Annotated in this window: 14 protein-coding genes; 11 read left to right on the top strand and 3 right to left on the bottom strand. The window is 68.7% G+C overall.

All coding sequences use genetic code 11. The features are described from left to right. The first annotated feature begins 66 nt into the window (after window positions 1-66). The 8 genes from tsf (at window position 67) to CQ044_RS07295 (ending at window position 5,863) form a co-directional block, all read left to right on the top strand. Window positions 67-894, top strand: coding sequence for a translation elongation factor Ts (gene tsf, locus CQ044_RS07330; protein WP_105687842.1), 828 nt, complete (start codon window positions 67-69; stop codon window positions 892-894). A 141-nt stretch (window positions 895-1,035) separates the two neighbouring features. Then, window positions 1,036-1,752 carry a UMP kinase gene (gene pyrH / locus CQ044_RS07325; protein WP_045273203.1) on the top strand — a complete coding sequence of 239 codons (717 nt, stop codon included), beginning with the start codon at window positions 1,036-1,038 and terminating at the stop codon, window positions 1,750-1,752. Between the two features lie 103 nt (window positions 1,753-1,855). Next, complete coding sequence (gene frr, locus CQ044_RS07320) at window positions 1,856-2,410, top strand: ribosome recycling factor (RefSeq protein WP_045273202.1); 555 nt, start codon at window positions 1,856-1,858, stop codon at window positions 2,408-2,410. Window positions 2,411-2,418: 8 nt separating this feature from the next. Then, window positions 2,419-3,486, top strand: a complete 1,068-nt coding sequence (locus tag CQ044_RS07315) for a phosphatidate cytidylyltransferase (RefSeq protein WP_105687841.1) — start codon at window positions 2,419-2,421, stop codon at window positions 3,484-3,486. Then, window positions 3,483-4,064 carry a DivIVA domain-containing protein gene (locus tag CQ044_RS07310; protein WP_105687840.1) on the top strand — a complete coding sequence of 194 codons (582 nt, stop codon included), beginning with the start codon at window positions 3,483-3,485 and terminating at the stop codon, window positions 4,062-4,064. The genes CQ044_RS07315 and CQ044_RS07310 overlap by 4 nt, the downstream gene beginning before the upstream one ends. Window positions 4,065-4,283: 219 nt before the next feature. Then, window positions 4,284-4,850, top strand: coding sequence for a lytic transglycosylase domain-containing protein (locus tag CQ044_RS07305; RefSeq protein WP_258133193.1), 567 nt, complete (start codon window positions 4,284-4,286; stop codon window positions 4,848-4,850). Between the two features lie 13 nt (window positions 4,851-4,863). Further along, entirely contained in the window at window positions 4,864-5,148 is a 285-nt protein-coding gene (locus CQ044_RS07300; RefSeq protein WP_045273198.1) for a hypothetical protein, read from the top strand. 1 nt (window position 5,149) lies between these two features. Then, entirely contained in the window at window positions 5,150-5,863 is a 714-nt protein-coding gene (locus CQ044_RS07295) for an alpha/beta hydrolase (protein WP_105687839.1), read from the top strand. 4 nt (window positions 5,864-5,867) lie between these two features. On the opposite strand, the gene CQ044_RS07290 is transcribed toward CQ044_RS07295, so the two are convergent. Continuing rightward, window positions 5,868-6,932: an AI-2E family transporter gene (locus CQ044_RS07290; protein ID WP_045273196.1), complete on the bottom strand. Its 1,065-nt coding sequence runs from the start codon at window positions 6,930-6,932 to the stop codon at window positions 5,868-5,870. Between the two features lie 187 nt (window positions 6,933-7,119). On the opposite strand from CQ044_RS07290, the gene CQ044_RS07285 reads away from it, so the two are divergent. Both CQ044_RS07285 and CQ044_RS07280 read left to right on the top strand, forming a co-directional pair. Continuing rightward, window positions 7,120-9,009 carry a glycosyl transferase gene (locus CQ044_RS07285; RefSeq protein ID WP_146116752.1) on the top strand — a complete coding sequence of 630 codons (1,890 nt, stop codon included), beginning with the start codon at window positions 7,120-7,122 and terminating at the stop codon, window positions 9,007-9,009. Next, complete coding sequence (locus tag CQ044_RS07280; RefSeq protein WP_105687837.1) at window positions 9,006-9,950, top strand: tetratricopeptide repeat protein; 945 nt, start codon at window positions 9,006-9,008, stop codon at window positions 9,948-9,950. Before CQ044_RS07285 ends, CQ044_RS07280 begins: the two co-directional genes overlap by 4 nt. Window positions 9,951-9,987: 37 nt before the next feature. On the opposite strand, the gene CQ044_RS07275 is transcribed toward CQ044_RS07280, so the two are convergent. Next, complete coding sequence (locus tag CQ044_RS07275) at window positions 9,988-10,557, bottom strand: AAA family ATPase (RefSeq protein WP_105687836.1); 570 nt, start codon at window positions 10,555-10,557, stop codon at window positions 9,988-9,990. A gap of 54 nt (window positions 10,558-10,611) precedes the next feature. Between CQ044_RS07275 and CQ044_RS07270 the strand changes: the two genes are divergently transcribed. Then, a complete protein-coding gene (locus CQ044_RS07270) occupies window positions 10,612-11,295 on the top strand; it encodes a DsbA family protein (protein WP_105687835.1) in 684 nt (227 codons plus the stop codon). Between the two features lie 137 nt (window positions 11,296-11,432). On the opposite strand, the gene CQ044_RS07265 is transcribed toward CQ044_RS07270, so the two are convergent. Continuing rightward, on the bottom strand, window positions 11,433-11,924 hold the full coding sequence (locus CQ044_RS07265) for a glutathione peroxidase (protein WP_045273191.1): 492 nt from the start codon (window positions 11,922-11,924) through the stop codon (window positions 11,433-11,435). Window positions 11,925-11,966: the final 42 nt, after the last annotated feature.

Raw genomic sequence — 11,966 nt, 5'->3', positions numbered from 1 at the left:
CGGCCGGCGGAAGCCGGCCGACCCGCAACCACCACGCACACACACGAAGCAAGGAGCCACCACAACATGGCCAACTTCACCATCGCCGACATCAAGGCGCTGCGTGAGCAGCTCGGCACGGGAATGGTCGACACCAAGAAGGCGCTCGAGGAGGCTGACGGCAACGTCGAGAAGGCCGTCGAGATCCTCCGCCTGAAGGGTGCGAAGGGCAACGCCAAGCGCGCGGACCGTTCCACCAGCGAGGGCCTGGTCGTCGCCCGCGAGCAGGACGGCGCCGTGACGCTCGTCGAGCTCGCCTGCGAGACGGACTTCGTCGCGAAGAACGACCGCTTCATCGCGCTGGCCGACAAGGTCGCCGACGCCGTGGCCGCCATCAAGGCGGACTCCGTCGAGGCGGCTCTCGCGGCCGACGCCGGCGGCCAGACCGTCGAGCAGCTGATCTCGGACGAGGCGGCGATCATCGGCGAGAAGGTCGAGCTGCGTCGCGTCGCGACCATCTCCGGCGACAAGACCGAGGTGTACCTGCACCGCACGAGCAAGGACCTCCCGCCGCAGATCGGCGTCGTCGTCGCCTACACGGGTGACGACGCGGAGACCGCTCGCAGCATCGCTCAGCACATCTCGTTCGCGAACCCCTCCTACCTCACCCGTGAGGATGTCCCGGCCGCGGACGTGGAGAAGGAGCGCGAGATCGTCACCGAGATCTCCCGCAACGAGGGCAAGCCCGAGGCCGCCCTGCCGAAGATCGTCGAGGGTCGCGTGACCGCGTTCTTCAAGCAGGTCGCCCTGCTCGAGCAGGACTACGCCAAGGACAACAAGCTGTCCGTGGGCCAGGTCGCGAAGGACGCCGGTCTGAACGTGACCGGTTTCGCCCGCTTCAAGGTCGGCGCGTAACATCATCGAAGGGGTTCGGATCCACCAGGATCCGAACCCCTTCGTCATGCCCCCGGGTTTCGGTGCGTCGCTCGGCGCATCTCCCGAGTTCCTCCGTGCTCGCGCACGGTAGTTTGTTCCACGGATGAGAGGAAGCACTCCATGACCGAACGACAGGGTCGACGTCGCGTCGTCCTCAAGCTCTCCGGTGAGGCCTTCGGCGGCGGCCAGCTCGGGGTCAACCCCGACATCGTCAGCCAGATCGCCCGGGAGATCGCTGCAGCCACCGACCGCGTCGAGATCGCGGTCGTCGTCGGCGGCGGGAACTTCTTCCGCGGTGCGGAGCTTAGCCAGCGCGGTATGGACCGTTCGCGGGCCGACTACATGGGCATGCTCGGCACCGTCATGAACGCGCTCGCGCTGCAGGACTTCCTGGAGCAGGCCGGCGCCTCGCCGCGCGTGCAGTCCGCGATCGCGATGACCCAGGTCGCCGAGCCGTACCTGCCGCTGCGCGCGGAGCGGCACATGGAGAAGAGCCGCGTCGTGATCTTCGGCGCCGGTGCGGGGCTGCCGTACTTCTCCACCGACACGGTCGCCGCGCAGCGCGCGCTGGAGATCGGCGCCGACGAGGTCCTCGTGGCCAAGAACGGCGTGGACGCGATCTACACCGCCGATCCCAAGAAGGACGCGTCCGCGGAGCGGATCGAGGAGATCACCTTCCAGGATGCGCTCGTGCGCGGCCTCAAGGTCGTCGACTCCACCGCGTTCAGCCTGTGCATGGACAACGGCATGGACATGCGCGTGTTCGGCATGGAGCCCGCGGGCAACATCACCCGTGCGCTGCTGGGCGAGCCGATCGGAACCCGCGTCATCGCCTGAACGCATCGGATCCCCGGACCGCGCCGCAGGGCGTCTGGCCGGGGATCCGTGCATCCTCCCCGATAGACTGGGGACGCAACCCCCCTGACGAATAGGAGCCACCGTGATCGCGGATGTCCTCGCCGACACCACCTCCCGCATGCAGCGCGCCGTCGAGGCCGCCAAGGAGGACTTCAGCACGGTGCGCACCGGCCGTGCCAACCCGCAGATGTTCCAGAAGGTCCTGGTGGACTACTACGGCACGCCGACTCCGCTCGCGCAGCTCGCGTCGCTCGCCAACCCCGAGGCGCGGTCGCTGATCATCACCCCGTACGACAAGACGGCGCTCAAGGCCATCGAGCAGGCCGTCCGCGACATGCCGAACCTGGGCGCGAACCCCACGAACGACGGCAACATCGTGCGCGTCACGATGCCCGAGCTCACGGCCGACCGCCGCAAGGAGTACGTCAAGCTCGTGAAGAGCAAGGGTGAGGACGCGAAGGTGCACGTCCGCGGCATCCGTCGCAAGGCGAAGGATGAGCTGGACGGCCTGAAGAGCGATCTCGGCGAGGATGAGATCGCCCGCGGCGAGAAGGAGCTCGATGCCCTCACGCGCCAGCACGTCGACCTCATCGACGAGGCTGTCAAGCGCAAAGAGGCCGAGCTGCTCGAGGTCTGAGACCGTCCATGAGCACTCCGTCCGACGACGACGAGGCGTCGAGGATCCCCCCGCGACCGCCGCTTCCGCCGCGGGTCGGCGACGACCAGCCCGCGCGTGCCGGTGACAGCCCTCAGGCGCGCACCGGAGACAACCTGCAGGCGCAGTTCCGCGCGAAGAAGGCGGAGCTGGAGACGCACGTCTCGCATGCCCGTGACCAGCTGGACCAGGCGAACGAGCGCATCAAGGAGCGCACTGGCCGCGACCTCGTCGTCGCGATCGGCGTGGGCCTGCTGATCGGCGGTGTCATCCTCGCCTCGCTGCTGTTCGCGAAGTGGTCGTTCGTCGTGATCGGTCTCGCGATCATCCTGCTCGCCGTCTGGGAGCTGGTGCTCGCCCTGCGCAGCGGCGGACGCAAGGTCGACCTGTGGCCGCAGCTCGTGCTCGGCGCCCTGCTGGCGGCAGGCGGCTATTTCGCCGATCCCTGGCTGACCTGGGTCATGCTGTTCGTCGCCGTGTTCGGTGTCATCGTCTGGCGGCTCGTCTCCCAGATGGTGGCGAAGGACGGACGCACCTACGGCGACGTCCTGACGGATGCGATGGCCGGCGGCTTCATCCAGGTGTACGTGCCGTTCCTCGGAGCTCTCGTCCTGATGCTCCTGCGCCAGCCGCGCGGGGAGTGGTGGGTGCTCTCGCTCATCGTCGTGGTGGTCGTGGCCGACACCTGCGCGTACGCCTCCGGGCTGCTGTTCGGACGCGGCGGACGCCATCCGATGGCGCCGCGGGTGAGCCCGAAGAAGACCTGGGAGGGCTTCGCAGGCGCCGTGATTGGATCCCTCGTCGCAGGTGCCCTCGTCGGCGTCTACCTCCTCGAGGTGCCGTGGTGGGCGGGAGTCATCCTCGGCGCCGGCCTGGTCGCCTCCGCGACCGTCGGCGACCTTGGTGAGTCGCTGCTCAAGCGTGACCTCGGTATCAAGGACATGAGCTCCTGGCTACCCGGCCATGGCGGATTGCTGGACAGGCTGGACAGCATGCTCCCCTCCGCCGTCGTCGCCCTCGCCCTGTACTTCCTCCTCACCCCTCTGGCGGCAGCATGACCGATTCCGCACGTTCCGACCGCACCATCTCCGGCGCCGCAGCGAGCTTCCCCGTGGTCCCTCGTCGTGAGAAGGGCTACCAGCGCGCCGCCGTCGACACGTTCCTGGCGCGCGCACGCGGCGCGTTCGAGGACGACGCCGACGGGGTCGGATCCGCAGACATCCGCGCAGCCTCGTTCCCGCTGGTGCGCGGCGGCTACGACATCGCGGCCGTGGACGCCGCGCTGGCAAGAGTCGAGGAGGCCTTCGCCCAGCGCGAGCGCGCTCTGGTCGTCTCGACCGACGGCGCCTCCGCGTGGGTCGGAAGGGCGCGCACAGACGCACAGGTGATCCTGGATCACCTCAGCCGCCCCCAGGGACGGAAGTTCGCGCGGACCGGGCTGCTCACCTTCGGCTACCGGATCGACGAGGTGGATCACGTCGCCAAGCGGATCGTGCGCTTTCTCCGGGACGGCGACGCGCTGACAGCGGAGCAGGTGCGTCAGACCGCGTTCCGGATGCAGCGTCGCGGCTATCGCGAGGAGCAGGTCGACGCACTGCTCGACGCGACGATCGACGTGCTGCTCGCGATCCGTTGAGCACGGTGGAACCGGGCGCGGGGCGCATTGCGGCGATTCTCATGGCGATTTCAGCTTCGGCTGGCTAAACTCGGAGCCATTGTGACTCCCGATAACGATTCGATTGCGGCGCGCTCCCGAACCGCCGCGCAGAACGACGCAGCCACAGCATCCCGCCCGAACGCGAAGTCGCGCCCTGGTCGGCGTGCGACCTCCGCGGTGTTCGCCGGGCTCGCTGTGGTGGGTTTCTCCGTCGCGATCGTGGCCCCGGCGGGGCTCGCCATGTCCGCCTCGGAGCCCGCGCAGGCCTCGGTGACCACTGCGTATTCGCTGGCGGCCCGCGATGCGCAGAACATCACCGTCTCCGTGCACGGCGCGACGCCGACCGCGCAGACGCGCGACTCCTTCGACGTCTACGTCACGCCGAAGCCGACCCCGACGCCGGAGCCGGTGGTCGCATCCAGCGACTCCTCGTCGTCCTCCTCATCCTCGTCCTCCGGCAGTGCCGGGCCGATGTACTACAGCGGCGGAGGCGCGCCGGCCGAGTGGATGGCCGCGGCCGGCATCGCCTCGAGCGACTGGGGCTACGTCGACTACATCGTGAGCCGCGAGAGCGGGTGGAACCCGAACGCCACCAACAGCGGATCCGGCGCGTGCGGTCTCGTGCAGGCGCTCCCGTGCAGCAAGGTGGACGGCAACGGCTACGACCCCGTCGACAACCTGCGCTGGGGCAACGGCTACGCCGTGGGCCGCTACGGCAGCTGGGCCGCCGCGGTGGCGTTCTGGTCCGCCAACGACTGGTGGTGAGCGGCGCTCACCCATGCCACGCCCGCATCGACGACGTCAAGAGCGCCCGCGCGAGGATTCGCTCGACCGGCTGATCGCCGGGTGGAAGCGCACCGAGGTGCGTGGAGGCGTCGAGTGGTACGTCCAGCCGCTGACGGCGGCGCAGGCGCAGAAGGAGTACATCTGTCCCGGGTGCCGCAGCGTGATCCCCGCGGCCACGGCGCATCTGGTGGTCTGGCGCGCGGATGGCGTGCTGGGCGATGCGGCTGACCTCGCGGCGCGCCGTCATTGGCACAACGGCTGCTGGAAGAGGACCTGACGTGGAGATCCGCGGACCCCGTGCGCTGCCCGCGCGACGTGAGGACATCGAGCTGCGCACCGAGGACGGGCTCTGCCTGGTCGGCGAGCTCGCCCTGCCCGAGGCCGCCGATCCCGTGGCGACCCTCGTCACCCTGCATCCGCTGCCCACCGCCGGCGGCTTCATGGACTCGCACATCCTGCGCAAGGCGGCGGCGCGACTGCCCGCGCTGGCCGATCTCGCCGTACTGCGCTTCAACACCCGCGGCACGAGTTCGCCGCGGGGCTCGAGCGAAGGCGTCTTCGACGGCGGAGCGGCGGAGCGGAACGATGTGGCCGCAGCGATGGCGTTCGTGCGCGAGCGCGGCCTGCCCCGGCCGTGGCTCGTGGGCTGGTCGTTCGGAACCGAGCTCGCGCTGAAGTACGGCCGCGAGCACGAGATCGAGGGCGTCATCCTGCTCTCTCCGCCGTTGCACCGGGCGACCGCCGACGAGGTCGCCGCCTGGGCCCACGACGACCGGCGGGTGGTGGTGCTCGTTCCCGAGCTCGACGATTATCTGCGACCGGCCGAGGCCGCGCAGCGCTTCGCCGCGATACCGCACGCCGAATTCATCGCGGTGGACGGCGGCAAGCACCTCTGGGTGGGGGAGAGCCAGACCCGCCGCGTGATGGACGAGATCGTCGCCGCGGTGAACCCTTCCGCTCTTCCTCTCGCGCGCGAGTGGCCGGCGCCCTGACCTGCTAGCGCTCGTTCATCCTCGGGATCAGCACCTGGCGGTAGATGATCAGGATGCTGGCGGCGACGGGAATCGCGATGAGCGCGCCGAGGAGTCCCAGCAGCGCCCCACCGGACAGTGCGGCGATCACGACCACGGCTCCGGGGACGGCGACCGCACGATTCATCACGCGCGGCGAGATGACGTACGCCTCGATCTGCATGTACACGAGGTAGTACGCGGCCGCGATGAGCCAGGCCCACGGGGGAGAGCCGAGCCCCGGGATCAGGCACAGCAGGACGATGAGCGTCGAGCCGGTCAGCGTGCCGACGAGGGGGATCAGGGAGAAGAAGAACGCGATAACGGCGAGCACGATGGGGAAGGGCGCGCGGATGATCGACAGGAAGATGAAGCTCAGCACGCCGTTGATCACGCCCATCGCGACCTGGCCCATGACGTAGTGGCCGACCGAGGCGGTGATCTGCTCGGCGAGGTCGATGAAGCGGTCGCGCTTGGAGGCGGGCACCACCTGGTACACGGCGCCCTTGAGCGAGGGGATCGCGGCGGTGAAGTAGATGGTCAGGATCAGCACGATGAACGTGCCGCTGATCCCCGCGAAGAGCGCACCCCCGACCACGATCACCCCTTGGCCGATCGAGCTGCTGATGTCGCCGAGGTTCTTGTTGAGCCAGTCGTTGATGTAGCCGAAGACGGTGTCGACGTCGAGATTGGGGAGAAGGCCCTCCAGCCAGTGCTTGAAATCGGCGAGGGCCGTGCCGCTGTTGACGATCACGGTGATCTGCTGGACGAGCTGGGAGATCTGGTTGACCAGGATCGGGATCACCATCAGTACGATGCCCGCGAAGACCCCGAGCACCACGACGATCGTGATCAGCACCGCAGCCCACCGGGGCAGGCGACGCCGGGTCAGCCAGCTCACCATCGGATCCAGGCCGAGGCTCAGGAACAACGCTGTGCCGACATACAGCAGGATCGTCGACAGGGACTGCACGCTCTGGATGAGCATGATGCCCAGACCCACGCCGAGCGTCGCCACCAGCGCGGTGCGGAACGGATTGTGCAGCTTCATGAGATCCTTCTGACTCGGTCCCTCAGCCTAACCGGCAGACCTCTCCGAGCCCTGGAGCATCGCGGCAGAGGTCGTGGCCGAGCAGGCGGAGGGGCCTCTCGTGGCATCCATACAGGTCGTTTCGCTAGTCTGAAACGTCGAGCGGAGATCCCGGGCGCCTACCCGAGGATCGCGGAGGAGATTTTTCGTGCGTTTTGTATGGGCTGTTCTGGCCTTCGTGCTGGCGGCCGTCCTGATCGGGACGGGTATCGCGCAGCGGACCATCTTCCTCGGCCCCAAGGACGTGACGGCTGAGCTCTCGGTCAAGGCCCCGCAGGCGTTCACCGTGATCGACTCGGCCGTGCTCCGCGCCCATCCGGGCGAGCAGACCCTCGTTGCGCACGGTGACGGCACGATCTTCGTGGCTCAGGCCCGCACGGCCGACCTCGAGGCCTGGCTGAGCGACACGAGCTACAACCGGATCACCCTCGCCAAGGACGGCACCACGACCACTGCGAAGCTGGTGGAGCCGACGGCGAAGAGCGAAGACGGCAAGGATGTGCAGCGCGACCCGGCGGGATCCGATCTGTGGCTGGACAGCTTCGCGGACAAGAACTCGCTCGTCGACCGTATGCAGGTGCCGGAAGGGGTGAGCGTGCTGCTCGCCTCCGATGGCAAGGCCGAAGCTCCGTCCGACGTCGCTGTGAAGTGGCCGCTCGACACGGCGACGCCGTGGGCAGGACCGCTCATGGTCGCCGGCGGGATCTTCCTCCTGCTCGGGCTGGTGCTGTACGTGCTCGCGATCCGGCACTCCCGCCGAGGCCGCGGCCCGCGCCGAAAGGCTCCGCCGCCCCTGCCCGTGACCGAGCCCATCGACGTGGCAGACCGTGCCGCCATCGATTCCGCGCCTGAGGGCGCCGCGGCTCCCGACGCCGTGCCGGCGACCGACGCGACCGGCTCGCGGACCCAGCCGGAACCCGATCCTGCCGCCGGCCAGGACGGAGCCGTGCGGGAGCGACGCGCCACGATGCCGAAGCGCCGGCGCGCCCTGCTGCTGATTCCCGCGGTGGGCGTCACCGCGGCGCTGCTCAGCGGGTGCACCCCGGATATCTGGCCGCACCCCGCCGCATCGCCCACTCCGACGCCGACGGAGACCCAGGCCGTCGAAGCGGGTCAGCAGGCCCCGGCCGTCACCGAGGCGCAGGCCGCGCGGATCCTGGAGAGCATCTCCGGCACGCTCGCCGACGCCGACAAGAACCTCGACGCGGCGAAGGCGGAGACGCGCCTGGAGGGCTCGGCCCTCGAAGCGCGCAAGACGGCGTATGCCGTTCACAAGAGCGTCGCAGACTTCGCCCTGCCCGCGACGATCCCGGCCGACAAGGTCAAGATCCTCGTGCCGCAGGCGTACGACTCCTGGCCGCGCACCGTGCTGATGCTCGTGGAGCACGGCAGCAACGACAAGGTCGCGCCATTGATCATGACGATGACGCAGGCCGATCCCTGGTCGAACTACAAGATCTCCCACGTCGCCGAGATGCAGGCATCTGCGAAGCTGCCGAACATGGCCCCCGCCTGGCTGGGCGCCAAGCTGACCCCGCCGGACTCCCCGTTCCTCGTGGTCGCGCCGGACGAGTTGGCCTCGGAGTTCGCGAACGTGATCGACCAGGGCGACAAGAGCGAGTTCTACGACAAGTTCGACAAGTCGGCGCTCGCATTCGCCAAGTCCGTGCAGGACAGCAGGGCGACCGTCGTGCAGGCCCTCAAGGATGCCAACGCCGACACCACGTCGACTCTCGCCTTCGCGGCGAAAGCCGGTACCGAGGCGCCGGTGTCGATGTCGAGCATCGACAGCGGCGCGATCGTCTCCGTCACGGTCGAGGACTCGCAGACGATCAAGCCGACATCGGCGGATGCCGTGATCAAGCTGGATAAGAACCCCTCGGCGAAGGCCTTGACCGGTGTCGATCAGTCGGCGGCCGGCTTCGTGTCGGTGTACGGCGTGCAGCTGTTCTTCGCCGTGCCCGCGCAGGGATCCGATGCGAAGATCACGCTGCTGGCCGCGTCCCAGCAGCTCCAGAGTGTGACGGAGATCAAATGACCGAGCTGTCCGCCGCCGCCCTTCGTGGTGCCGTCGACCTTTCCTCGCTGCGCAATCGCCCTGCCGCGCCGACGTCCGACGCTACGGCGCAGACGCCCGCGGAGGGCGCAGCCATCCCGCTGGTCTTCGACGTCACCGATGCCACGTTCGGGCAGGTGCTCGAGCTGTCGCAGAGTGTTCCTGTCGTCGTCGACCTGTGGGCGGAGTGGTGCGGGCCCTGCAAGCAGCTCAGTCCCGTGCTCGAGAAGGTCGTGACCGAACTAGCGGGTCGCGTGGTGCTCGCGAAGGTCGATGTGGACGCCAATCCGCAGCTCGCCCAGGGCTTCAGAGCGCAGTCGATCCCGATGGTGGTCGCCCTCGTGGCCGGTCAGCCGGTTCCTCTGTTCACCGGTGCCGTGCCGGAGGAGCAGGTGCGCGAGGTGTTCGCCCAGCTGCTCCAGCTCGCGGCGCAGCACGGTGTGACCGGAACGATCCCGGTCAGTGAGGGAGCGGAGCAGGGCGAGCCCGTCGAGCCGGTCGAGCAGCCGCTTCCGCCGCTGCACCAGGCTGCCTTCGACGCGATCGAGCGCGGCGACTTCGCTGCGGCGATCGAGGCGTACGAGAAGGCCCTGGCGGAGAATCCGCGGGATGAGGAGGCCCGCTCGGGCCTCGGGCAGGTCCAGCTGCTGTTCCGCACGCAGGATCTCGATCTGAACGAGGCACGCGCTGCGGCTGCCGCAGCGCCGACGGACATCGCCGCGCAGTTCGCTGTCGCCGACCTCGATGTCGCGGGCGGCCACGTGGCCGATGCGTTCGACCGCCTCCTGGACCTGTTCACCGCCGTGCCCGCCGACGAGCAGAGTCGGGTGCGCGAGCGTCTGGTGGAGCTCTTCGGCCTGGTCGGCGATGCGGACACGCGCGTCGTCACGGCACGCAAGCGGCTCGCCGCGCTGCTGTTCTGAGCGCGCTGCTGTTCTGAGCCGGTCCGGCGCCTGCGCGTCAGGACGGGCGCGGCAGCGCGCGCAGCCAGCGCTCCGTCTCGCGCGGATGCCCGAACCGCATGATCGGAAGATGCGGATGCTCCGTGGAGATCTCGGGCATCCGCTCGCTCCACTTGTGCAGCGTCGTGGTCTGCCAGCGCAGGATGTTCTCCTCGGGGCCTTCGCGGAGCATGGCCCACAGCGGCTTCTCGCGATTGCCGTTCCAGAGCTCGCGGCGCAGAACGCTCCGTGAGATCGTCCGCCGAAGCAGCCGCGTCCGCACGACGCGATACGGGTAGTCCAGCCAGATGGCCAGGTCCGCGCGCGGAACGAGGATCGGATCCGTGCCCTTGCTGGTGTACTGCCACTCGGTCACCCAGCGCTCCGTGCCGGCGAATGCGCGGACATCGTCCAGGAACGAGGGTCGCGGCGTCCATCCGGGACCGTGGAACAGCGCGTCCAGCTCGATGTGGGGGAGACCGCGGATCGCGCTCAGCCGCCGCGCCAGGGTGGTCTTTCCGCTTCCCGTCACACCGGCGATGAGGATCCGCTGCGGCGCGGAGGCGGGATCGGCAGGGTCGGCAGGCATCGGATGAGGCTAGCATCCGGAATATCCCCGAAGAACATGCGGTTGAATCGATGTGTGAGTGAACCCATCTCGATCGACATCTGGTCCGACATCGCCTGCCCCTGGTGCTACATCGGCAAGCGCAATCTCGAGGCGGGGCTCGCCGCTACCGCAGAGGACGACGACGCGCCGCAGGTGACGATCACGTTCCACTCCTTCGAGCTCTCTCCCGACACTCCTGTCGACTTCGAAGGGGATGAGGCGGACTTCCTCGCGGGCCACAAGGGCATGCCGCGCGCGCAGGTGGAGCAGATGCTCGACCGCGTGACGGGCGTCGCGAAGGAGGCGGGACTCGACTACCGGTTCGACCTCCTGCAGCACACAAACACGGTCAAGGCCCATGAGCTGCTGCACCACGCCAAGGCTCAGGGGCGCCAGCACGACATGGAGGAGCGGCTCATGTCCGCGTACTTCATCGAGGGCCGTCATGTCGGTCGCGTGGACGACCTGGCCGACCTCGCCGCGGAGGTCGGGCTCGACCGGGACGCCGCTCTCGAGGCGCTGCGGTCCGAGCGGCACCTCGCCGACGTGCGAGCGGATCAGGCGCAGGCCCAGGCCTACGGGATCCAAGGCGTGCCGTTCTTCGTGATCGACGGTCAGTACGGCGTCAGCGGCGCGCAGCCGCCCGAGGCGTTCGCCGGAGTCCTGCGCGACCTCTGGGCCAAGCGCGCCGACGCGGGCTCCGTCCTCGAGGGCTGACCGCCCCCGCCAGAACCTCTTTGACCGCGAGACTCCATCTCCGCGACGAGACTGCACGAATTGGGTGCAGTCTCGTCGCCCAGATGGAGTCTCGCGGTCAAGTGGGGTGGCCGGGAGAAGCGCTCGCGCGTGCGGGGTCAGTCCAAGGCGTGCTCGATCGCGGCGACGATCTCGGGGTCGTCGGGGACCTGGCGCGGGCGGAAGCGCCGCACGGATCCATCGGGCGCGACGAGGAACTTCTCGAAGTTCCATTCCACGCGCCCGGCCTTGCCGTGACCGTCCTCGGTCTCCTTGAGCGACTTGTACAGGTCGGCCGCGCTGCGGCCGTTGACCTTGACCTTGTCGTTGATTGGGAACGAGATCCCGTAGGTCGTGGAGCAGAACTCGAGGATCTGGTCGACGGATCCGGGCTCCTGACCGAAGAACTGGTTGCAGGGGAAGCCCACCACGGTGAGGCCGCGTTCGCCGAATCGGCGCTGCAGCTCCTCGAGCTGCTCGTACTGCGGCGTCAGACCGCATTTCGACGCGACGTTGACGACGAGCACGGGACCCGTGCCGTAATCGTCCAGCGTGCGGGTGTCGCCTGCGGCGTCGGTGAACGGGATCTGGCGCAGTGGAGTGTCGGACATATCCCCAAGCCTAGGAGCGACGGGGATCGGGGGCTCCGGATC

The sequence above is a fragment of the Microbacterium sp. MYb64 genome (genome assembly GCF_002979495.1).
Lineage (GTDB): Bacteria > Actinomycetota > Actinomycetes > Actinomycetales > Microbacteriaceae > Microbacterium > Microbacterium azadirachtae_A.
Note: the sequence above shows the minus strand (reverse complement) of the source record. Positions and strands in the feature narration are given on the sequence as shown.